This window comes from Streptomyces sp. NPDC002306, from assembly GCF_053593435.1.
This window is the reverse complement of the sequence record NZ_JBSFCK010000008.1, coordinates 36840-56961: the sequence shown is the minus strand read 5'-3', so window position 1 is coordinate 56961 and position 20122 is coordinate 36840. Positions and strand designations below refer to the sequence as shown.

The following is a 20122-nucleotide window of genomic DNA, read 5'->3' as shown; positions in this document are numbered from 1 at the left end:
AGCCTACGACTTGGTAATTGAACTCTTGAGAGTGCAGTCCTCGCACCGGCCGAAGATCGCGAAGTGCTTCATGTCCGTGTCGAAGCCGAAGGTCTCCCGCAGTTTGGCGGTGAAGTCGGCGGCCACCTGGACGTCCGCCTCGATGACGTTCGAGCAGTCACGGCAGACGAGGTGGAGGTGATGGTGCCGGTCGGCGAGGTGGTACGTCGGCGCGCCGTGTCCGAGGTGGGCGTGGCTGACCAGCCCGAGCTCCTCCAGCAGCTCCAGGGTCCGGTAGACCGTGGAAATGTTGACCCCCGACGCCGTCTTCCTCACTTCCACGAGGATGTCGTCGGGGGTCGCGTGTTCGAGGGTGTCCACGGCTTCGAGCACGAGTTGCCGTTGCGGCGTCAGCCGGTAGCCGCGCTGCCGCAGATCACTCTTCCAGTCCGTACTTCCGGTGCTCACCACACCAGAAAGTCTAGGACTACTTGAAGAAAGCGATCCCGTCGTCCGGCATGTCGTCGGGCAGGGCCTTCGCCCAGCGCTCGACGTCCTCCGGGGTGACGACCTTCTTCAGGTGCGCGGACAGGTAGGGGCGCAGCTCGACCTCGGGGGTCTGCTTCTCGCCGACCCACATGAGGTCGCTCTTGACGTAGCCGTACAGGCGCTTGCCGCCGGTGTAGGGGCGGGAGGCGGCCGTACGGGCCACGGCGTCCGTGACCAGGTCGATCTGCGGCTTCTTGTCGGCGAGTTCGCCGTACCAGATCTCGATGACGCCGTCGTCGCGGGTCATCGTGACCTCGACCTTGCGGTCGGCGTCGATCCGCCAGAAGCCGGACTCGGACTCCAGAGGCCGGACCTTCTCCCCGTCGTTGTCCAGGACCCAGGTGTGGGACCGGTACTCCAGGAAGTCCCGGCCGTCGTGCGTGAACGCGACCTCCTGGCCGAAGTTGCACTTCTCGGAACCGGGGAAGTCGTGCACACCGGCACCGGCCCAGTCGCCGAGCAGGAAGGCGAGGGGGACGAGGTCCTTGTGCAGGTCGGACGGGATCTCGATCATGAGCGGCAGTCCCTAGAGGTTGATCAGCGCTGGCCCTGGTACAGCTTCTTCACGGTCAGTCCGGCGAAGGCGAGCACGCCGACGCAGACCAGGACCAGCAGGATTTCGAAGAAGATCTCCACGGGATTGCTCCTTGGGATGAGCGGGGTGTCGCACGTAGACAGGGCCGGGTCCCAGCTTACGCGGCTGGGACCCGGCCCTCTCCGTGAGGTACGCCCTGCGGGTCAGCCGAGCAGCTGGCTCTGCAGGGTCACCGTCTGCTGGAAGGGGATGGCGGCGGCGGTGCCCTTCCTCGTCTGGAGGATCACCGCGAGGACGTCACCCGCGGACACATAGCCCTGGCGTACCTGTTCGGGCCCGTACGGCTTCGCCTCGACGTACACCGCACGGTTGATCCCCCGCACCGTGGACTGCATCGCGATGGCCTCGTCGAACGTGGACTCGGCGGCGCCACGCACCTCGTAGGCGGGGGCGCCGAACGGGACGGCCTGGCTCACGTACATCTTGTCCGCGACCGCCGCCGTGCCGAACTGGAGCAGATAGATCCGGGTCCGGGTGCCGTCCGGGGTGGTCCAGCCACGGGCCGCGACGTGCCGCAGACCGGCGTCGACGAGTTTCTGCCCCAGCTCCTGACGTTCGTCGTCGACCGCGTACTCCGACAGGTAGTCCTTCGTCGCCAGCCAGCCGTCCGAGCCGCGCAGTGCCTTGTCCTCCGTCGCGCCCTTCGGGACGGGCAGGAGGAGCGCCCGCAGGTCGGCGTGGTGCGCGTTCGCGGTGTTCACCTCGGCGAACGGCGCGGGACTGCCCGAGGGCAGCGGCGGCTGGACCAACGCGGGGAACTCCCAGCGCCCGTCCGATTCCGTCGCCAGTCCCGGTACGTCCGTCCGTTCCATGCCGGCGATCCCGTACGCCGTCGCCGTGGCGACCGCCGCGAAGACGCCGACGGCGGCGGTCCAGCGCAGGACGGCACGCAGCACACGGCGGTCCTTCGGGGGCCCGGGGACGACGGGCTCGGCGACGGCGGGCTGAGGCACCGCGGGCTCGGCGACGGCTGTCACGTCGGCCACGGTCACGGCTTCGGCCTGGACATCGGCCTTGGCTTCGGCCTCCGCGGTAGCAGGCGCGTGCACCTGCGGTTCCTCGGTCGGCGTGGGCTCCGCGACCTGCTGCTGCTCGGTCATACCGCCTCCCCCGGCGCGGCGATGCGGTCGAGCTGGGTGCTCAGCAGGTCCGCCACTCCCTTGGTGTCGATGGGCTTCACGCCATCCGCGGTGGCCGTGACCAGCACGTTCCCCACGTAGGCGGAGCAGAACATCCTGTCGAGATCCGTCTTGGCGGACTTGGGCGGGAGGAAGCACTTGGCGTCCTTGTGCCCCTTGATCGCCGGACCCTTGCGGAAGACGTCCAGGGCGTCGAACAACTCGTTCTGGAACGTCGAGATGTCCCGCACCGCGGCCTTGCTCTCCATCTGGGCCAGCACGATCTTCACGGCGTAGATGTCTTCGTTGCCGAAGCTGCCGGGCTTCTGACTGTAGTAGCTGCGCATGGCCATGCCCGTGGTGCGCTGCTTGTCGATCTCCCGCTCCAGCCGCTTGCGCCGGGTACGGGGCAGATCGACCAGCGCCTGCTTGCGCAGGGCCGTGGCCTGGGCGCCGCTGAGCTGGACGTCGGCGCCGTACACCGCGATGTCGGGCCCCTTGCTCCAGCCATCGGTCCCGTACGCCACGAGCAGGCCGGCGAGCCCCTTCCGGGCGGGCGCCGCTCCGGTGTCCGCCTGAGGCTTCGGGAACTTCCAGACGGGAGCACCCGCGTCACGGTCGGCGCCGTTCACGGTCACCACGGTGTACCCCACCCCGGCGACGACGGCACCGGCCAGCAGCACGGACCCGGCGACGGCCGCGATACGCCCCTTGCGCGGACGCTTACGGGCGGGCGCGGGCGCGACGGCCCCGGGCACCTCGGTGACGGGCGCCGCGGACTCGGACACCTCGGACACCTCGGGCTCGGCGGGCTCGGCCACCGCCGCCGACTCGACCGGCTCCATGGACTCCACCGCCGACTCGACCGGCTCGGTCTCTTTCTCGCTCACAACCGCTCCATCTGCCGCTCGGCCAGGTCCATGATCGTCTTCTTGGCGATCGGCTTGCTCCCGTAGACCCAGATCTCCATGGCGATGTCGCCACGCCAGGCGTGCGCCTCCGCCTGGTACATCGGCAGGTAGCCGGGCTTGGTGTCGGGCCGGGTGTGGACGTACGCCATACCGTCCCCGGTACCGGGGACGCTCCAGCTGTCGGTGGCGTCCTCCTTGTCCGCCCAGTACTGGTTGTCGCTGCTGGAGTCCTCGGCCGCCGCGCCCTCCTCCTCCTGGCGGAACTGGACCAGCCGGATCTCCACGGTGGACGTACCGCGGATCCCCCAGCCGGTGACGGCCGCGCGGCGGAACTCCTCGCCGACGAGGTCGGGGAAGGCATCGCCCGGCTTCTCGAAGTTGTCCGCGTAACTCGCCAGATCCATCCAGTTGTCCTTGGCGATCCAGTCGAGCTTCTTGGTTCCGCGCGGCGCCTTCAGCAGCAGCTTCCGCAGGTCGCCGTCGGTCTTCACCTGGCGGTCCTGCGCGGCCGACAGCGGCTCGGGACCCGGGCCGCCGGCCCGCGGCAGCGTCGGCTGGGACAGCGGCGGCAGCTTTGTCGGTTCGCGGTCCGCCTGGACGAGGTAGCCACCACAGGTGCCGGCGACCAGACCGAGCACGACGGCGCAGCCGATCAGCAGCGCGGTGCGCCCGCGACGGCGCGACCGGGGCCCAACCGAGGCATCGGGTACATCCGGCACGTCAGAGGCACCGGGTACCACTTCGGGTTCTTCCAAGACGTTCCCCCACAGAACATGAAGCGTAGGTTCCACATACGGGCTTCACAGGAGACCCATGGCCGACACAGCTAGTTGTAAGGGAGTTGATTACGATTCAGACATGGCGAAGAAGCTCGTGATCAAGGTGACGGCAGGGGCCGACGAGCCCGAGCGGTGCTCCCAGGCGTTCACGGTCGCGGCCGTGGCCGTGGCGAGCGGGGTGGACGTCTCCCTGTGGCTGACCGGGGAGTCCGCGTGGTTCGCGCTGCCCGGCCGCGCGGCCGAGTTCGAGCTGCCGCACGCGGCTCCGCTGCCGGACCTGCTCGACTCGGTCCTGGCGGGCGGCCGGCTGACCCTGTGCACGCAGTGCGCGGCCCGCCGCGACATCACGGAGGACGACGTCATCGAGGGCGTACGGATCGCGGGCGCGCAGGTGTTCGTACAGGAGGCGCTGGGGGACGAGACGCAGGCGCTCGTCTACTGATCCGGAGCGGGCCTACGGGTCCGCAGACGGAACGGGCCTACGGGACCCACAGGCAGAAGGGGTGTCCCGCCGGGTCGAACAGCACCCGGACGTCGTCCTGCGGCTGGTAGGCGGCGAGTCTGGCCCCCTCCGCGACGGCCCGCGCGGTCTCGCCCGCCAGGTCGTCGACCTGGATGTCCAGGTGCAGCATCATCTGCTGTTCGCCGGGCCGGCGCGTGGGCCACCGGGGCGGTACGTACCCGGGCTCGGCCTGGAAAGCCAGGGCCGTGCCCTCGGTGCCCGGGGGCGGCCCGATGAGCACCCAGCCGGGTTCCTCGGCACGCACGGCGTACCCGAGCAGGCGGACGTAGAACCCGGCCAGTTCGTGCGCGTCGGACGCGTCCAGCACGACGGTCGACAGCCTCGTGGGTGCCATGCGCCTTTCCTACCGGGGCCGCTTCTTCCCGTCCAGCTCGTCCCACCACTCGTCGGACTTGGGATCGCCGGAGGGGTCGTCCCACCACCGGTCGTCCGGTCCCCGCCGGTTCGCGACCATCGCGGCGAGCGGCGGGATGACCATGGCCACCACACACATGCCCACGGCCGCCGGGACCGACCAGAGGCGCACGACCGCCCACGCCAGGACGAAGAGACCGATGCAGATCCCCATCATGGCGAAGTAGACGTGACGCCGCCGTGCGTACATACCTCCAGCGTAGGGCCGCGCACGCCGAAGGGCCGCACCCCAGGCGTCCAACCCGCGGGGTGCGGCCCTTCGGTGTTTCACGGTGTCGTCGCGGCGGTCGCGGCCGCCGCGAGCGCTCAGACCGCGATCGCGACCTCCGCGAGACCGCCCTGCTGGGCGACGACCGTGCGGTCGGCGCTGGCGCCGGGAACGAGGGCGCGCAGGGTCCAGGTGCCCTCGGCCGCGTAGAAACGGAACTGACCCGTGGCCGAGGTCGGGACCTCGGCGGTGAACTCGCCGGTCGAGTCCAGCAGGCGGACATAGCCGACCACGGGCTCGCCGTCCTTCGTCACCTGACCCTGGATGGTGGTCTCACCGGGCTTGATCGTCGAGGCGTCCGGGCCGCCGGCCTTCGCTCCACACATGTCGTACTCCTGAAGAGGGTGATGAGAGGTCGGTCGGGTCGCCTACTTGTTGGCGCCGAGCTCGATCGGCACGCCCACGAGGGAGCCGTACTCGGTCCAGGAGCCGTCGTAGTTCTTGACGTTCTCGACACCGAGCAGCTCGTGCAGCACGAACCAGGTCAGGGCCGAGCGCTCGCCGATACGGCAGTACGCGATGGTGTCCTTGGCCAGGTCCACCTGCTCGTCGGCGTACAGCTCCTTGAGGGCGTCGTCCGACTTGAAGGTGCCGTCGTCGTTGGCGTTCTTCGACCACGGGATGTTGCGGGCGGTCGGGACGTGACCCGGGCGCTGCGACTGCTCCTGCGGCAGGTGCGCCGGGGCCAGCAGCTTGCCGGAGAACTCGTCGGGCGAGCGGACGTCGACCAGGTTCTGCACCCCGATGGCCGCCAGGACGTCGTCGCGGAAGGCACGGATGGACGTGTCCTGCGGCTTGGCCTGGTAGGAGGTCTCGGCGCGCTCGGGCACCTCCTCGACCAGCTCGCGGGCGTCCAGCTCCCACTTCTTGCGGCCACCGTCGAGGAGCTTGACGTTCTGGTGGCCGTACAGCTTGAAGTACCAGTAGGCGTAGGACGCGAACCAGTTGTTGTTGCCGCCGTAGAGGATCACCAGCGTGTCGTTGGCGATGCCCTTCGCCGAGAGGAGCTTCTCGAAGCCCTCCTGGTCGATGAAGTCACGGCGGACCGGGTCCTGGAGGTCCTTGGTCCAGTCGATCCGGATCGCGTTCCTGATGTGGTTCTTCTCGTACGCGGACGTGTCCTCGTCGACCTCGACGACGGCGACGTTCGAGTCGTCCAGGTGGTCCTGGACCCAGTCGGCGTCTACCAGGACGTCACTGCGGCTCATGCTCTTTCTCCTCCGGGGCAGTTGCGGCGGGGCGTGCGAGTGAGAGGGGTGCGCGCACACAGAGAGGGGCGCACGGATGCCCGGGCAGGGCGAGAGGGACGCGGAAGTCGGTGCTTCCGCTCAGAAAGGGCGACAGAGCATGGCGGCGACGCGGCACAGGTCTACTGCCCGCCGCTTCGTGAGATCCGCCTGTCGCTTCATGGTGTCGATCGTAGGGACGGACAGCCTGGCATGTCACCGGTGTGTCGTATTTTGAGACGCGATCGTCCGCGATGTGGGATGCGGATGGTTCCCGGCGCGCCGTCGGCCGACGCCGGGGCCGCCGCGTCCGTCGCCACGGCGGCTCCACGGAGGCGAGCGTCTCGTCCTTCGGACGGTTTTCGTCCGCCCTCCGTCCGCCGTACCCCCACCTACCCGGCCAGCTTGACGTTCGAACCCTTCACCGAGATCTCCACGCCGTCACTCGTCGCCCGCACCTTGTCCAGCCGGACGCCGCCGGGCAGTTCCTCTATCGCCTGCTGGAAGTCGGTGATCGAGCGGACCGCGTTCTCGGCCAGGTCGACGCCGAGCTCGGGCAGCCCGTCCGCGCGCACCCGCACGGTGTCGCCCTTGACCGTGACCGTGCTGAGCACGGAGACCGGGTGGGGCAGCTCGACGCCGAGGAAGGTCCCGTCGATCTCCACCTTGATCTTGCCGTTGCCGCCGTCGGACAGGCCCACGACCTGGGCGGTGGCGCCGGGCGCGACCCGGGTGGGCTCGGACTTGGCGGCCTTGAGCAGCTCGTCGTAGGCGATCGTCGCGGTGCCGGTGGCGGTGGCCGCGGTGGCGGAGCTGTAGTCGCCCGAGAACTCGACGCCCTTCATGTGCGCCCTCAGGTTGTCGATACGGATCTTCTCCGCGCCGGTGCCGGTGCCGGTGGACGCGTCGTAGTCCTTGATGCCGATCTCGACGTCGTCCAGTTCGCCGCCCGCCACCTGGGTGAGGAAGGGGAAACCGTTGATGGACACGTCCGGTGCGCTCGCCAGACCCTCGGTGGTCCGCAGCTTGTCCGCCACCTCGCCCTGGGCGAAGTGGACGGCCACCCGGTCCACGACCACGAAGAGCACGCCAAGGATCACGACGACGATCAGAAGTACTCGCAGCGCGCGCATTCGGTCTTTCCCCCACCCGGCAGCCATCAAGGACGACTGCCACGGTAGTCCCGCCCCGCGGGACCACCGTGAAATTGTCGATCACCTGTGACATGTCACGGCCATCGCACTGGCCGCGGAGCTTCGCCGGAAGGCTCACCCAGGGCTCTAGCCGAGCGCCCGCCCGAGGACGTAGATCGCCGGTGCCGCGGCCGACAGCGGCAGGGCCACGCCCGCCGTGAGGTGGACGAACCGCGACGGGTAGTCGTAGCTGGCGACCCGGTGGCCGATGAGCGCGCAGACCGCGGCACCGACGCCGAGCACCGCCCCCTTCGAGCCGAAGCCCGTCATCGCGCCCACCGCGACGCCGGCGCCCGCCGCGGCCAGCAGCGCCACGACCACGGAGGCCGGGGTCGGCAGCGGCAGCGCGCGGGCCAGGACGGCCACGGCCACCGCGGCGGCACCGACCGACACCGCGTCCGCCTCCGCGGCGAGGTGCCCGGTCGCCACGATGGCCAGCGCGGCCGAGGCGACGCCCGCCATCAGGCCGTACATCCGCTCGTCCGGATCGGCGTGCGAGCGCAGCTGGAGGACGAGGCAGAGCAGCACCCACACTCCGAGGGTGCCGAGGATCGCGGCGGGCCCGTGCTCCCGGCCGGCCACGAGCACCGCCGCGTCCGAGACCAGCGCGCCCAGGAAGGCCAGCGCGATGCCCTGCCGGGCCGGCCACATCCCGTTCAGCCGGAACCAGCCCGCGGCGGTGACGGCCTGCAGGGCGACGAGCGGGACCAGGAGGGCGTAGGAGCCGACGGGCGCCGTGGCCGCGAGCAGCAGGCCCAGCAGCGCGGTGAGCGCGGCGGGCTGCATACCGGGCTCGATGACCGGGGAGCGGCCTTCGAGGCGGGCGCGCTGGGCGTCGGTGATGCGGGCGTTGCCGGCGAGGGTGGCGGGGCCGTAGGAGGGGCCCGGGCCGGCGCCCTCGTCGGCCGGGGCGGCGCCGGGCGCCGGGTGCGCGAGCGCGGCGACCGGACCGGCGGCGGCGGGACCGGTGGCAGCGGCGGCAGCGGACCACCCCGCGGCCGACGGATCCGGATATCCGTACGCCTGGGCCCGCGCCTGCTCCCCTGCCTGCTGCTGGTACCCCTGGGACGGCGGGTACGCCGTGTCCGTCGCGGCGACGGGCGGCTGCACCTGCGTCTCCCAGGTCTGCCCCTGCCACTGCTGGGTGTGCTGCGGGTCCTCGTACGCGTAGGGCTGGTGCTGCTGCCAGGACTGCTGCGGCTGCTGCTGGTGATGCGGCTGATGCTGCTGCTGCCCGAACGGGTCGTACCCCTCGTACGGGGGCCCCTCGTGCGGTTCGTACGGCTGGTTGGTCATCGGTGGGGTCATCCTCCTGCGAACGGCGGGAGCACCTCGACCGTGCCGCCCTCGGCCAGCCGTACCGTCTCATGCCCGCGGGTGCCGACGGGATCACCGTCGATGAGGAACGAGCATCGTGCCAGGACGCGCACCAGCTCGCCGGGGTGCCGCTCCCGTACCGCGGCGAGCGCCTCGGCGAGCGTGAGCGCGTCGTACGGCTCCTCGGCGATCCCGGCCGCGGCCTTGGCTGCGGCCCAGTAACGCACCGTGACCTTTGCCATCTCGTCCCTCACGTCGGTTCGGCAGTGAACAGCTGCCAGGCTAGCCCGCCGTCGCGGCGGCCCAGCGACCGATCCTGCGCAGCAGCCCGTCGTCCGCCGCGTGCTCGGCGTGGCCCATGCCGGGCTCCAGCCAGAGTTCGCCGTGGTCGCCGGCGGCCGCGGCCAGCATCCGGGGGTGGTCCACGGGGAAGTAGCCGTCCTGGTCGCCGTGCACGATCAGCAGCGGCCTGGGCGCGATGCGCGGGACCGCCTCCACCGGGGACAGCGGCACCGGGTCCCAGTCGCGGTCGTTGATGCGGGTGCGCAGGCCGAAGCGGCTCAGCAGACGGCCCTCGCGCCGGGTCACCAGCCAGTGCACCCGCCGCATGGGGGCGGTGCCCCGGTAGTACCAGCGGGCCGGCGCGCTGACGGAGACCACGGCGTCCGTGGCCGCCTCGTCCCGCGCGCCGTACAGCGCCGCGTGCCGCAGCACCACCGAGCCGCCCATGGAGAAACCGACGGTGACCACGCGCGCGTGCCCGAACCCGCGGGCCCACTCCACCGCGGCCGCCAGGTCGAGCACCTCCCGGTCCCCCACCGTGGAGCGTCCGCCGGACGCTCCGTGCCCCCGGAAGGAGAACGTGACGACGGCCCCGTGCCGCGCGAACACCTCCGCCACCCGTCGAACATGTGGCCGATCGACATCGCCGGTGAAGCCGTGCGCGACGACGAACACCAGGTCACGGGAAGGCGGCGAGCCGGCGTCGTATACGACCGCACCCGGGTCGTATACGGAATCGATCGTCACACCGTCGACGGTGTGGAGAAACGTCCGCAATGCTGTGTGTCTGCTCGTCTCAGAGTTCGGACGAACGACGGAACGTGCCGCATGACCTGCCGAACTGGTGCTCATGTGGGCTATTCTGCTGGACAGAGGACTCGGGCAGCGTTGCCCCCGGGTCCTTTTGTGCTTTCGGAAGCGTTGTATACGAAGCGGGAAACCGCAGGTGTACGGGACCCTTGAGCACAGGGCGGCTCCCCGGAGCCGTGGCGGATCCCAGGGGGCGCGGGAACCGCACAGTACGAAGCAGTGCCGCAAACGTCCTCGCAGGGACCGAGGAGGAACCAGACGTTATGGGCGAGCGAACCGTGCACGAACGTATGACGACGACCCAGGCAGGTGGGGTGCGATGAGTTCTCTGCTGCTCCTGACCAACGCCCTCCAGCCGTCGACGGAGGTCCTTCCCGCTCTCGGCCTGCTCCTGCACAACGTGCGAGTGGCTCCGGCGGAAGGCCCCGCCCTCGTCGACACCCCCGGTGCCGACGTCATCCTGATCGACGGACGGCGCGACCTCCCGCAGGTCCGCAGCCTGTGCCAGCTGCTGCGGTCCACGGGACCCGGCTGTCCCCTGATCCTCGTGGTCACGGAGGGCGGCCTCGCGGCGGTCACCGCCGACTGGGGCATCGACGACGTCCTCCTCGACACCGCCGGTCCCGCCGAGGTCGAGGCCCGGCTGCGGCTGGCCATGGGCCGGCAGCAGATCGTCAACGACGACTCCCCGATGGAGATCCGCAACGGCGACCTGTCGGTCGACGAGGCGACGTACTCCGCCAAGCTCAAGGGCCGCGTCCTCGACCTCACCTTCAAGGAGTTCGAGCTCCTGAAGTACCTGGCGCAGCACCCGGGCCGCGTCTTCACCCGCGCCCAGCTGCTCCAGGAGGTCTGGGGCTACGACTACTTCGGCGGCACCCGCACCGTCGACGTGCACGTACGGCGGCTGCGGGCCAAGCTCGGCCCCGAGCACGAGTCGCTGATCGGAACCGTCCGGAACGTCGGTTATCGATTCGTTACCCCGGACAAGGGCGAGCGCGCCACGGACGAGGCGAAGGCCAAGACGGCCCCGCCAAAGCCGGAGGATGCGGACGAGACGGCCGCCCTGGACAGCACCGGGGTCCGGGCGGAGGCGTAGAGGGCGCTCGGGCGGGGCACCCCCGCCCCGTCCGGGCCCGGACAAGCTGTGAAACGCCCTGCCCAGGGCCGGTCCATCCGCGTAGACTCCGCGCGTGGCCAAGGTGACTCGGGATGATGTGGCGCGACTGGCGGGGACTTCCACCGCTGTGGTCAGTTATGTCATCAACAACGGACCCCGGCCGGTCGCCCCGGCCACGCGCGAGCGTGTCCTCGCCGCCATCAAGGAACTGGGTTACCGGCCCGACCGGGTGGCCCAGGCGATGGCGTCCCGGCGAACCGACCTCATAGGCCTGATCGTGCCGGACGCGCGCCAGCCGTTCTTCGCGGAGATGGCGCACGCGGTCGAGCAGGCCGCCTCCGAGCGCGGGAAAATGGTGCTCGTCGGCAACTCCGACTACATCGGCGAACGCGAGGTCCACTATCTGCGGGCCTTCCTCGGAATGCGCGTCTCCGGTCTGATCCTCGTCAGCCACGCGCTCAACGACCTGGCCGCCGCCGAGATCGACGCGTGGGACGCCCGCGTGGTCCTGCTGCACGAGCGGCCCGAGGCCATCGACGACGTCGCCGTCGTCATGGACGACCTGGGCGGCGCCCAGCACGCCGTGAGCCACCTGCTCGAACACGGTTACGAATACGTCGCCTGTATGGGCGGCACCGCCGACACCCCGGCGGTCGGCGACCCGGTCTCCGACCACGTCGAGGGCTGGCGGCGCGCCATGGACGCGGCGGGGATCTCGACGGAGGGACGGCTCTTCGAGGCGCCCTACAACCGCTACGACGCGTACAAGGTCGCCCTGGAGATCCTCTCCGGACCGCGCCGCCCGCCCGCGATCTTCTGCTCCACCGACGACCAGGCGATCGGCCTGCTGCGAGCGGCTCGGGAGCTGCGCCTGGAGGTGCCGGAGGAGCTGGCCGTGGCCGGCTTCGACGACATCAAGGAGGCGGCCCTGGCGGATCCGCCGCTGACCACGATCGCGTCGGACCGTTCGGCGATGGCACGCGCGGCGGTCGACCTGGTGCTGGACGACGGGCTGCGGGTCGCGGGGTCGCGGCGGGAGCGGCTGAAGGTGTTCCCGGCGAAGCTGGTCGCCCGTCGGTCCTGTGGCTGTGAGTAGGGCTCCGCGCGTGGTCTAAGGGCTCGCGTCCCTGGGCCTGCACCGACCCGGAGCGGCTCGGCGGGACTTCCCGGCGCGGCGCGAGGACACTCCTTACCAGCACCTCCCGGGCGCATCACGAAAACGGTGCCTATCGGACCTCCGGGCGCGGCTCGAGGATGCTCCTTATATCGGGCATACGAGGTTCTACCCCCCTTCTCAGGGAGCACTCAGGAAGCTCTCATCGTGGCGCGGGAAGCTCTAGTCATGACCGAGAGCCTCCGCCGCAGCGGCGAGTACGAGCCCCCCTCCCAGGGCGACCCTCACGCCACCCACCCCTCGCAGCCGGCGTACCCCCGGCAGCAGCACGACTCCTCCCCGGTGGACCCCGAGTGGCCGCCCCCGCCGGCGTACCGGCCGGCGGAGCCGGTGGGCGTCGAGCCCGGCGCCACCGTGTGGCCGGCCCAGGCCTACCCGGCCGCGCCCCCCGCCGGTTTCGCGGCGGCCGGCGCGGGTGACGGCCACGGCGGCGACACCGCCGTCCTGACCGCCGTGCCCGCCGGGCCCGCGCCGAAGAGGAAGCGCGGCACGGTCGGCCTGCTCGCCGCCGTGGCGATCGTCGCCGCGGCCGTGGGCGGTGGCACGGCCTACGGCATACAGGAGCTCACCGGCAAGGACTCGGTCGTCGCCGGCTCCACCAGCACCACCGTGGTGCCCGCCGCCAAGAAGGGCACGGTCGCCGGGGTCGCCGCGGCGGTCAGCGCGAGCATCGTCGAGGTCAAGGCCGCGCTCGGCAACGGCTCCTCGACCGGCTCCGGTGTGATCATCACCAGTGGCGGCCAGATCATCACCAACAACCACGTCATCTCCGGCGCCTCGTCGGTCAAGGTGTCGACCAGCGACGGCAAGGAGTACACCGCGAAGGTCGTCGGCACCGACAGCAAGAAGGACCTCGCGCTGATCAAGCTGGAGAACGCCTCCGGCCTGACCCCGGCGACCCTGGGCGACTCCGACGGCATCCAGGTCGGCGACGACGTCGTGGCGATCGGTTCCCCCGAAGGCCTGACCGGCACCGTCACCAGCGGCATCGTCTCCGCCCTCAACCGGGACGTGACCGTCTCGACCGACGAGAGCCAGAGCCAGAGCCAGGGCCCCAGCGGCGGCAACGGCCAGTGGCCGTTCGAGTTCGGTGGCCGGCAGTTCAACGGCGACACCGGTACGTCGACGACGACCTACAAGGCCCTCCAGACCGACGCGTCCCTCAACCCCGGCAACTCCGGCGGCGCGCTGATCGACATGAACGGCAACATCATCGGCATCAACTCCGCGATGTACTCGGCGGCGGACTCCACGTCCTCGTCCAGCGCCGGCAGCGTCGGTCTCGGCTTCGCCATCCCGATCAACACCGTCAAGTCGGACCTGGCCGACCTGCGGGCGGGCGGTTCCGACAGCTGACGCGGCCGCTCGCCCCCGAGCGCACCCGACACGCAGAGGAGTACGTCATGATCAAGCAGATCTCCCACCCCGCGATCGTCAACACCCCGGCGGGCTACGCCCTGGCCCTCGACGTGGCCTACGAACTCAACGCGCCGCAGCCGCCGAAGGTACCGGAGCTGCGCGCACCGGAAGTGGCCCCCCAGCTGATGGGCCTGCGCACCTCCGCCGACCGTCCGCACCGCCGCAAGGTGCCGCTGAAGCGGCTCAGCGTGGTGTGCGGCTGAGACGCCCGCCCCTTCCTTCACGCCGCAGCCGGGAAACGTGCGAGGCTGAACGCGTCGAGTCCGTTCTGTCCCGTAGTCGTCCCACCGCAACCGAGGAACCACGCCATGAGCCCCGCCGAAGGCGACCGTGACACCCAGCGCATCCTGATCGTCGACGACGAGCCGGCGGTGCGCGAAGCACTCCAGCGCAGCCTCGCCTTCGAGGGATACGGAACGGAGGTCGCCGTGGACGGAGCCGACGCCCTGGAGAAGGCGACCGCGTACCGGCCCGACCTGGTCGTGCTCGACATCCAGATGCCGCGCATGGACGGCCTGACCGCCGCCCGCCGTATCCGCGGCGTCGGCGACACCACACCCATCCTGATGCTGACGGCCCGCGACACGGTCGGCGACCGGGTCACCGGGCTCGACGCGGGCGCCGACGACTACCTGGTCAAGCCGTTCGAGCTGGACGAGCTGTTCGCCCGGGTCAGGGCGCTGCTGCGGCGCAGCTCGTACGCGGCGCCGGTGGCGGGCGCGGACCAGGCCGACGAGGCACTCACCTTCGCCGACCTGCGCATGGATCTCACGACGCGGGACGTGACCCGGGCCGGCCGGGCCGTGGAGCTGACCCGCACGGAGTTCACGCTGCTGGAGATGTTCCTGGCGCACCCGCGCCAGGTCCTCACCCGGGAGCAGATCCTCAAGTCCGTATGGGGCTTCGACTTCGAGCCCTCCTCCAACTCCCTCGACGTCTACGTCATGTACCTCCGCCGCAAGACGGAGGCGGGCGGCGAGCCGCGCCTCGTGCACACGGTGCGCGGAGTGGGCTACGTGCTGCGTCAGGGCGGCGCGGAGTGAGCAAGGTCGGCCGCCGGATCCGTACGCTGCCCATGCGGGCACGGCTGTCGATGCTGGTCGCGGCGGCGGTGGCGTTCGCGGTGGCGGCGGTCTCGGTGACCTGCTGGTTCATCGTGCAGGGGAAGCTGTACGAGCAGGTGAACGACGACCTCAGGAAGATGTCGCAGCCGCAGCGCAACAGCCAGGTCGAGGAACTCCTCGCCGCCTGTCCGCAGAAGACCGACCAGAGCGACGAGAGCGACCAGACCGACATCAGCGGCCTGCGGACGCGGAACAACTACATCCAGCTCGTCAAGGCCGACGGCACGCCCTGTGTCTCCGCGACCTCGGCGGGCACCGTCAAGGTCACCGCCGCCGACAAGGACGTGATCAAGGAGGCGAACAGCGCCGAGGGGTTCGTCCGCAGCGGAATCATCCGCAACGGGACGGACACCGACGGCAACGCCGTACGCGTGCTCACCGTCCCGCTGGCCGTCACCCTCGGCCCGAACAGCCCGCCGCAGCTGTACCCCGACACCGCCCTCCTCATCGCGATCCCGCTCAAGAGCACCCAGTCCACCCTCAACGACCTCGCCCTGATCCTTCTCCTGGTCTCCGGCATCGGGGTCATCGGGGCCGGCGCGGCCGGCCTGGCCGTCGCCCGCGCGGGTCTGCGTCCCGTCGACAAGCTCACCGAGGCGGTCGAGCACGTGGCCCGCACGGACGACCTGAGCATCCGCATCCCGGTGGAGGACGACAGCGAGGACGAGATCGCCCGGCTCTCCCGCTCCTTCAACTCGATGACGTCCTCCCTGGCCAACTCCCGCGAGCTCCAGCAGCAGCTCATCGCGGACGCCGGCCACGAGCTGCGTACGCCCCTCACCTCCCTGCGCACCAACATCGAGCTCCTCACCCGCAGCGAGGAGACCGGCCGCCCCCTCCCGGAGGCGGACCGCAGGGCCCTGCTGGCCTCGGTGAAGGCCCAGATGACGGAACTGGCGTCGCTGATCGGCGACCTCCAGGAGCTGTCCCGCTCGGAGGGCCAGCGAGGCGAACGCATCCAGGTGATCTCGCTGGAGGAGACCGTCGAGGCCGCCCTGGACCGCGCCCGGCTGCGCGGCCCGGAGCTGAAGATCACCTCGGCCATCGATCCCTGGTTCGTGCGCGCGGAACCGTCGGCGCTGGAGCGGGCCGTGGTCAACATCCTCGACAACGCGGTGAAGTTCAGCCCGGAGGCCGGCACGATCGAGGTACGCCTCAGCAACGGCGTCCTGACGGTCCGCGACCACGGCCCCGGCATCCCCGCCGACGAACTCCCGCACGTCTTCGACCGCTTCTGGCGCTCCCCGAGCGCACGCGCCCTGCCGGGCTCGGGACTGGGCCTGTCGATCGTCGCCCGCACGGTGCAGCAGGCGGGCGGCGAGGTCACCCTGACCCACGCCACAGGCGGCGGCACCGTGGCGACAGTCCGCCTACCGGGCTCAAAAACCCCACCTCCGGAACTGCCTTAGCGACGCCCGCGGCGACCGCCCGCGCGGCCTCACCAGTCCTTCATCGCGTCCGTCGGGGACATCCGTGCCGCGCGGCGGGCCGGTGCCAGGGCGCCCGTCGTCACCACCAGGACGGTCAGACCGAGCAGGGTCAGTACGGTGCCCGCCGTCGGCAGCGGCACCCGGTCCGTGGCGTAGGGCGCGAGGTCGGTGCTGGTGCGCAGCAGTGCCGCGCCGATGCCGCCGAGCAGCGCGCCGAGGACCGTGCCGATCAGCGCGGCGGCCGCACCGGCCAGGGCCATCTCCGTGACCAGCATGGCCAGGACCGCCCTGGTGCGGAATCCGACCGCCTTGAGGAGACCGATCTCCTGCGCGCGTTGCCGTGAGAGCGCACCCGTCACCGTGACCGCGCCGACGAAGGCGAGGACGCCGAGCACACCGAGCAGCAGCCGTCCGCTCACTCTGATCAGCTCCAGCACCGACGGCAGCGCGTCCAACTGCTGGCGCAGGGTGACGGCCGGATAGCCCAGCTTCTGTACGGACTTCATCACCGCCGGCACGTCCGTCGCGCTGTCCGCGACCACGGTCAGCTGGTCGAAGCCGACCGTGCCGAGATAGCGGTCCGACGGTTCCCCGGCACGCTCGGCCGCCCAGGTGACCACCGCCGAGTCGGCCGCGTACGCGGCATCCGGGCCGTCCAGCTGCCAGGTCGGGTCGTAGACGCCGACGAGGCGGGCGTGTCCGGTGACCCCGGTGCCTTCTCCGGGCCGTACGTAACGTGTCCTCTCGATCTCGATCTCCCGGCCCACCTGCTCGCTCAGGTCGACGCCCTGGGCGGTCGCCGGGGCCACGATCTCGCCCGGCCGGAGCGGGAAGAGCCGGGCGCGGACCGACTTGGTCACCGGCGGGTCGAGCGCGGGACGGTGGGTCGTCGCGTACAGCAGCGCCACCTCGCCCGACTCGGTCGACACACCGAGCGACACCTGTGCCCGGTGCTGCACCGACGCGACATGCGGCAGCCGCGCTAGCCGCTCCTGCGTACGGTCCGTCAACTGGGGTGTGCCGGGGCGGCCGTCGGGCCGGTCCACGGTGATGCTGCGGTTGGCGGCGCTCTGCGCGACCCCCGTGTCGCTGGCGCCCTGCGCCCGGTCGGCGATGCCCAGCGCACCGAGACAGACGGCACCGGCGACGGAGACCAGCGCGACCAGGCCGTACAGACGACGGCGCAGGGCACGGACGTTGGCCAGGGCCAGCGGGAAGAGGTTCACGCGGCGCTCCCCTCCGTCACCAGTGCTCCCGTCGCCAGCCGGTGCACCACGTCCGCCGTCCGCGACACCGCCGGGCTGTGGGTCACGAGCACGACGGCCCGTCCCTCGTCCGCCAGTTCCCGGAACAGACCGAGCAGCACTTCTTCGCTCGCCTCGTCGAGGTTGCCGGTGGGCTCGTCGGCCAGCACCACCGGCGGGTCGTTGACCAGCGCCCGCGCCAGCGCGACCCGCTGCTGTTCCCCACCGGAGAGCTCGCCGGGCAGATGCTCGGCCCGCTCGGCGAGCCCGACCCGGGCGAGCAGCGCACGGGCCCGCTCCTCCCCTTCGGCGCGGCGGCCGACGTACGGCAGGAGTACGTTGCGCAGCGCCGGGTGCTGGGGCAGCAGGTTGTACGACTGGAAGACGAACCCGAGTCTGTCGCGGCGCAGGTCCGCGAGGCCGCCGTCGCCGAGCCCCGAGGTGTCGGCCCCGGCGACGAACACCCGGCCGCGGTCCGGTGCCGCCAGCAGCCCGAGGATGTGCAACAGGGTGGACTTCCCGGAACCCGACTGCCCGACCAGCGCCGTGACCTCGCCTCCGCGCACCGTGAGGTCGATGTCCCGCAGGACGTCGACCCTCCTCCCGCGCAGGGCGTAGGCCTTGCCCACACCCTCCGCCCGCAACAGTTCCCCCACCGCGCTCCCCCTCACTGTCGATGCTCCGTCGCCGCGCTCGCCCCTTCCTACCGGCGTCGGTCCCGGACCCGCACCCGCCGATCACCGTGAAGAGTGATCAACCCTTGAATGTGCCGCTTCGAGGGGCACGGTTCTGAGCGTGGCTGACGTAAGGCGGTTCGAAGATTCGGTTCAGCCGTTCCGTGCCGGTGTGGCCGGTGCGGGCCGGGCCCAGGGGGCCGCGAGGCGGGCGTAGGTGCCGGCGTGGGCGGTCAGTTCGGTGTGGGTGCCGGATTCCACCAGGTGGCCGTCGTCCAGGACGAGGATCCGGTCGGCGTCGGGGGCCAGGCTCAGGTCGTGGGTGATCATGATGGTGGTGCGGCCGGACATCAGACGGCGCAGCGACGGGACCACCTGGCGGGCGGCGAGCGAGTCGAGGCCCGCCGTCGGTTCGTCCAGGACCAGGACCGGGGCGGCGCGGAGCATCGCGCGGGCGATGGCGACGCGTTGGAGCTGGCCGCCGGAGAGGGCCGCCGTGCCGGGGGCGATGTGGGTGTCGTAGCCGTCGGGCAGGGCGGTGACGAAGTCGTGGGCAGCGGCGGAGCGGGCCGCGTGGGCGATCTCGGTGTCCGTGGCGCCGGGCCGCCCGCACGCGATGTTCTCGCGGATCGTGCCGTTGAGGACGAGTGTCTCCTGGGGCAGCAGCGTCACGTTCTCGCGCAGGAACTCCAGGGGTACGTCCGTCAACGGGGCGCCGTCCAGGCTGATCACGCCCGAGGAGGGGTCGTAGAAGCGGATGAGGAGCTTGGACAGGGTCGACTTTCCCGCGCCGCTCGCGCCGGTGACCAGGATCAACTCCCCCGGGCCCGCGCCGAAGGTGACGTTCCGCAGGGAGGGGCGGGGGGCGCCGGGGTAGGTGAAGGAGACGTCGTGGAAGGCGATCCAGCCGCGGACGGGCCACGCGGGCAGCGGGTGGGCGGGGTCGGTGACGGCGGGTTCGGCGTCGAGGATCTCGCCGATGCGCTCGGCGCCGGCCGTGGCGGCGGTGACGGTGAGGCCGAGCCGGCCGAGGCTGCGGACCGGCGGGTACAGGTAGCCGAGGAAGGCGGCGAAGGCCAGGAGGTCGCCCAGGGTCATCCGGTCCGCGGAGATCTCCCAGACGCCCAGGCCGATCACCGCGAGGACGCAGAGGGTCTCGACGACCTCGACGAACTGCTCGTACCTCTCGCTCAGCCGCGCCCCGCGCACACTGGCCCGCATCCAGGCACGGGCCTCCCGGTCCAGCCGGCGTTCCTCGTCGCGCCGGCGGTTGTAGGCCTGGGTCAGGACGATGTTGCCGAGCGACTCCTCGACGACCGAGGTGATCGCGCCGTCGGCGGCCCGCTCGTCCCGCGAGGTCTGCTTGATCCGGCCGGAGAAGCGGCGGGCGGCGAACAGGAAGAGGGGGGCCAGGACGAAGGTGGCCAGCGCCAGGTCCCAGCGGAGCCACAGCGCGGCCGCCGCGTAGAAGACCGCCGAGAAGGCCGCGGAGACCGTGCCGACCACACCGGAGACGACCAGTTCCTCGATCGCCTCCACGTCTCCGGTCAGGCGTTCCAGCAGGTCGCCCTGCCGGTGCCGCTGGAAGAAGTGTGGCGGCAGGTCCTGGAGATGGCGGAAGGCGTTCGCGCGCAGGCGCAGGACGAACCGCTCCGCCGTCCAGGTGGCGAGCGAGTTGCCGAGGTAGCTGACCAGCGCGCCGAGCACGGCCACGGCCAGCCAGGCTCCGGCCGGACCCCAGAAGGCGGAGAGCGAGCCGGCCCGGAGGGCGTCGTCGGTGAGCCGGGCGAAGAGCAGGATGGCGGCGGTCTCGGTGAGCGCGGCCACCACCACGCACCCGATGATCACCAGCAGCCTCCCGCGGTCGCCGCGGGTCAGCGGCCAGAAGCGGCGGAAGGCCTCGCGGGCGTCCCTCATGTCGGCAGTTCCCTTTCCGTGGTGCGGGCATGGCCTTCCGTGGTGCGGACATGGCC

Annotated in this window: 24 protein-coding genes; 7 read left to right on the top strand and 17 right to left on the bottom strand. The window is 71.2% G+C overall.

Annotated elements, in window-relative coordinates:
• Positions 1 to 3: 3 nt before the first annotated feature.
• From ACWCQK_RS17845 to ACWCQK_RS17825, 5 genes are all read right to left on the bottom strand, one after another.
• Positions 4 to 450, bottom strand: a complete 447-nt coding sequence (locus ACWCQK_RS17845) for a Fur family transcriptional regulator (protein WP_451156096.1) — start codon at positions 448 to 450, stop codon at positions 4 to 6.
• Between the two features lie 16 nt (positions 451 to 466).
• Complete coding sequence (locus ACWCQK_RS17840) at positions 467 to 1042, bottom strand: FABP family protein (RefSeq protein ID WP_451156095.1); 576 nt, start codon at positions 1040 to 1042, stop codon at positions 467 to 469.
• 224 nt (positions 1043 to 1266) lie between these two features.
• A complete protein-coding gene (locus tag ACWCQK_RS17835; RefSeq protein ID WP_451156094.1) occupies positions 1267 to 2223 on the bottom strand; it encodes a hypothetical protein in 957 nt (318 codons plus the stop codon).
• Positions 2220 to 3131: a hypothetical protein gene (locus ACWCQK_RS17830; protein ID WP_451156093.1), complete on the bottom strand. Its 912-nt coding sequence runs from the start codon at positions 3129 to 3131 to the stop codon at positions 2220 to 2222. Before ACWCQK_RS17830 ends, ACWCQK_RS17835 begins: the two co-directional genes overlap by 4 nt.
• Positions 3128 to 3871 carry a hypothetical protein gene (locus ACWCQK_RS17825; protein WP_451156092.1) on the bottom strand — a complete coding sequence of 248 codons (744 nt, stop codon included), beginning with the start codon at positions 3869 to 3871 and terminating at the stop codon, positions 3128 to 3130. The genes ACWCQK_RS17830 and ACWCQK_RS17825 overlap by 4 nt, the downstream gene beginning before the upstream one ends.
• A 139-nt stretch (positions 3872 to 4010) precedes the next feature.
• Here ACWCQK_RS17825 and ACWCQK_RS17820 point away from each other — a divergent pair, with 139 nt between their 5' ends.
• Entirely contained in the window at positions 4011 to 4373 is a 363-nt protein-coding gene (locus ACWCQK_RS17820) for a DsrE family protein (protein WP_451156091.1), read from the top strand.
• A 37-nt stretch (positions 4374 to 4410) separates the two neighbouring features.
• Here ACWCQK_RS17820 and ACWCQK_RS17815 read toward each other — a convergent pair whose 3' ends face one another.
• From ACWCQK_RS17815 to ACWCQK_RS17775, 9 genes are all read right to left on the bottom strand, one after another.
• Positions 4411 to 4788, bottom strand: coding sequence for a VOC family protein (locus ACWCQK_RS17815; protein WP_451156090.1), 378 nt, complete (start codon positions 4786 to 4788; stop codon positions 4411 to 4413).
• A 9-nt stretch (positions 4789 to 4797) separates the two neighbouring features.
• Positions 4798 to 5058 carry a DUF3099 domain-containing protein gene (locus ACWCQK_RS17810; protein ID WP_451156089.1) on the bottom strand — a complete coding sequence of 87 codons (261 nt, stop codon included), beginning with the start codon at positions 5056 to 5058 and terminating at the stop codon, positions 4798 to 4800.
• Between the two features lie 116 nt (positions 5059 to 5174).
• Complete coding sequence (locus ACWCQK_RS17805) at positions 5175 to 5462, bottom strand: DUF1416 domain-containing protein (protein WP_385788298.1); 288 nt, start codon at positions 5460 to 5462, stop codon at positions 5175 to 5177.
• A 42-nt stretch (positions 5463 to 5504) separates the two neighbouring features.
• Positions 5505 to 6344, bottom strand: coding sequence for a sulfurtransferase (locus ACWCQK_RS17800; protein WP_451156088.1), 840 nt, complete (start codon positions 6342 to 6344; stop codon positions 5505 to 5507).
• A gap of 120 nt (positions 6345 to 6464) precedes the next feature.
• Entirely contained in the window at positions 6465 to 6545 is an 81-nt protein-coding gene (locus ACWCQK_RS17795) for an Ms5788A family Cys-rich leader peptide (RefSeq protein WP_350751515.1), read from the bottom strand.
• Between the two features lie 209 nt (positions 6546 to 6754).
• Positions 6755 to 7495 carry an LmeA family phospholipid-binding protein gene (locus ACWCQK_RS17790; protein WP_451156087.1) on the bottom strand — a complete coding sequence of 247 codons (741 nt, stop codon included), beginning with the start codon at positions 7493 to 7495 and terminating at the stop codon, positions 6755 to 6757.
• 147 nt (positions 7496 to 7642) lie between these two features.
• Positions 7643 to 8851 (bottom strand): hypothetical protein, encoded by a 1209-nt coding sequence (locus ACWCQK_RS17785; protein WP_451156086.1) that lies wholly within the window; start codon positions 8849 to 8851, stop codon positions 7643 to 7645.
• 8 nt (positions 8852 to 8859) lie between these two features.
• Positions 8860 to 9114: a MoaD/ThiS family protein gene (locus tag ACWCQK_RS17780; protein WP_451156085.1), complete on the bottom strand. Its 255-nt coding sequence runs from the start codon at positions 9112 to 9114 to the stop codon at positions 8860 to 8862.
• Positions 9115 to 9154: 40 nt separating this feature from the next.
• Positions 9155 to 10006, bottom strand: a complete 852-nt coding sequence (locus ACWCQK_RS17775) for an alpha/beta hydrolase (protein WP_451156084.1) — start codon at positions 10004 to 10006, stop codon at positions 9155 to 9157.
• A gap of 277 nt (positions 10007 to 10283) precedes the next feature.
• On the opposite strand from ACWCQK_RS17775, the gene ACWCQK_RS17770 reads away from it, so the two are divergent.
• The 6 genes from ACWCQK_RS17770 (at position 10284) to ACWCQK_RS17745 (ending at position 16210) form a co-directional block, all read left to right on the top strand.
• Positions 10284 to 11063, top strand: a complete 780-nt coding sequence (locus tag ACWCQK_RS17770; protein ID WP_451156083.1) for a response regulator transcription factor — start codon at positions 10284 to 10286, stop codon at positions 11061 to 11063.
• Between the two features lie 94 nt (positions 11064 to 11157).
• Positions 11158 to 12180, top strand: coding sequence for a LacI family DNA-binding transcriptional regulator (locus ACWCQK_RS17765; RefSeq protein WP_451156082.1), 1023 nt, complete (start codon positions 11158 to 11160; stop codon positions 12178 to 12180).
• A gap of 246 nt (positions 12181 to 12426) precedes the next feature.
• Complete coding sequence (locus tag ACWCQK_RS17760; RefSeq protein WP_451156081.1) at positions 12427 to 13614, top strand: S1C family serine protease; 1188 nt, start codon at positions 12427 to 12429, stop codon at positions 13612 to 13614.
• A gap of 47 nt (positions 13615 to 13661) precedes the next feature.
• Complete coding sequence (locus ACWCQK_RS17755) at positions 13662 to 13880, top strand: hypothetical protein (protein WP_451156080.1); 219 nt, start codon at positions 13662 to 13664, stop codon at positions 13878 to 13880.
• A 105-nt stretch (positions 13881 to 13985) separates the two neighbouring features.
• Positions 13986 to 14720 (top strand): response regulator transcription factor, encoded by a 735-nt coding sequence (locus ACWCQK_RS17750; protein ID WP_451156079.1) that lies wholly within the window; start codon positions 13986 to 13988, stop codon positions 14718 to 14720.
• Positions 14717 to 16210 carry a sensor histidine kinase gene (locus ACWCQK_RS17745; protein ID WP_451156078.1) on the top strand — a complete coding sequence of 498 codons (1494 nt, stop codon included), beginning with the start codon at positions 14717 to 14719 and terminating at the stop codon, positions 16208 to 16210. The genes ACWCQK_RS17750 and ACWCQK_RS17745 overlap by 4 nt, the downstream gene beginning before the upstream one ends.
• Positions 16211 to 16239: 29 nt before the next feature.
• Here ACWCQK_RS17745 and ACWCQK_RS17740 read toward each other — a convergent pair whose 3' ends face one another.
• The 3 genes from ACWCQK_RS17740 to ACWCQK_RS17730 all read right to left on the bottom strand — a co-directional run bounded on the left by ACWCQK_RS17740 (position 16240) and on the right by ACWCQK_RS17730 (position 20066).
• Positions 16240 to 17457 (bottom strand): FtsX-like permease family protein, encoded by a 1218-nt coding sequence (locus ACWCQK_RS17740; protein WP_451156077.1) that lies wholly within the window; start codon positions 17455 to 17457, stop codon positions 16240 to 16242.
• Positions 17454 to 18131 (bottom strand): ABC transporter ATP-binding protein, encoded by a 678-nt coding sequence (locus ACWCQK_RS17735; protein WP_451156076.1) that lies wholly within the window; start codon positions 18129 to 18131, stop codon positions 17454 to 17456. Before ACWCQK_RS17735 ends, ACWCQK_RS17740 begins: the two co-directional genes overlap by 4 nt.
• 171 nt (positions 18132 to 18302) lie before the next feature.
• Positions 18303 to 20066, bottom strand: a complete 1764-nt coding sequence (locus ACWCQK_RS17730; RefSeq protein ID WP_451156075.1) for an ABC transporter ATP-binding protein — start codon at positions 20064 to 20066, stop codon at positions 18303 to 18305.
• Positions 20067 to 20122: the final 56 nt, after the last annotated feature.

Bases quoted from the DNA above. Each gene is read 5' to 3' on its own strand.
- ACWCQK_RS17835 (WP_451156094.1), bottom strand. From the start codon at position 2,223: ATGACCGAGCAGCAGCAGGTCGCGGAGCCCACGCCGACCGAGGAACCG.
- ACWCQK_RS17810 (WP_451156089.1), bottom strand. From the start codon at position 5,058: ATGTACGCACGGCGGCGTCACGTCTACTTCGCCATGATGGGGATCTGC.
- ACWCQK_RS17800 (WP_451156088.1), bottom strand. From the start codon at position 6,344: ATGAGCCGCAGTGACGTCCTGGTAGACGCCGACTGGGTCCAGGACCAC.
- ACWCQK_RS17785 (WP_451156086.1), bottom strand. From the start codon at position 8,851: ATGACCAACCAGCCGTACGAACCGCACGAGGGGCCCCCGTACGAGGGG.
- ACWCQK_RS17805 (WP_385788298.1), bottom strand. From the start codon at position 5,462: ATGTGTGGAGCGAAGGCCGGCGGCCCGGACGCCTCGACGATCAAGCCC.
- ACWCQK_RS17820 (WP_451156091.1), top strand. From the start codon at position 4,011: ATGGCGAAGAAGCTCGTGATCAAGGTGACGGCAGGGGCCGACGAGCCC.
- ACWCQK_RS17755 (WP_451156080.1), top strand. From the start codon at position 13,662: ATGATCAAGCAGATCTCCCACCCCGCGATCGTCAACACCCCGGCGGGC.
- ACWCQK_RS17795 (WP_350751515.1), bottom strand. From the start codon at position 6,545: ATGAAGCGACAGGCGGATCTCACGAAGCGGCGGGCAGTAGACCTGTGC.
- ACWCQK_RS17760 (WP_451156081.1), top strand. From the start codon at position 12,427: ATGACCGAGAGCCTCCGCCGCAGCGGCGAGTACGAGCCCCCCTCCCAG.
- ACWCQK_RS17770 (WP_451156083.1), top strand. From the start codon at position 10,284: ATGAGTTCTCTGCTGCTCCTGACCAACGCCCTCCAGCCGTCGACGGAG.
- ACWCQK_RS17840 (WP_451156095.1), bottom strand. From the start codon at position 1,042: ATGATCGAGATCCCGTCCGACCTGCACAAGGACCTCGTCCCCCTCGCC.
- ACWCQK_RS17750 (WP_451156079.1), top strand. From the start codon at position 13,986: ATGAGCCCCGCCGAAGGCGACCGTGACACCCAGCGCATCCTGATCGTC.
- ACWCQK_RS17730 (WP_451156075.1), bottom strand. From the start codon at position 20,066: ATGAGGGACGCCCGCGAGGCCTTCCGCCGCTTCTGGCCGCTGACCCGC.
- ACWCQK_RS17815 (WP_451156090.1), bottom strand. From the start codon at position 4,788: ATGGCACCCACGAGGCTGTCGACCGTCGTGCTGGACGCGTCCGACGCG.
- ACWCQK_RS17790 (WP_451156087.1), bottom strand. From the start codon at position 7,495: ATGCGCGCGCTGCGAGTACTTCTGATCGTCGTCGTGATCCTTGGCGTG.
- ACWCQK_RS17775 (WP_451156084.1), bottom strand. From the start codon at position 10,006: ATGAGCACCAGTTCGGCAGGTCATGCGGCACGTTCCGTCGTTCGTCCG.
- ACWCQK_RS17780 (WP_451156085.1), bottom strand. From the start codon at position 9,114: ATGGCAAAGGTCACGGTGCGTTACTGGGCCGCAGCCAAGGCCGCGGCC.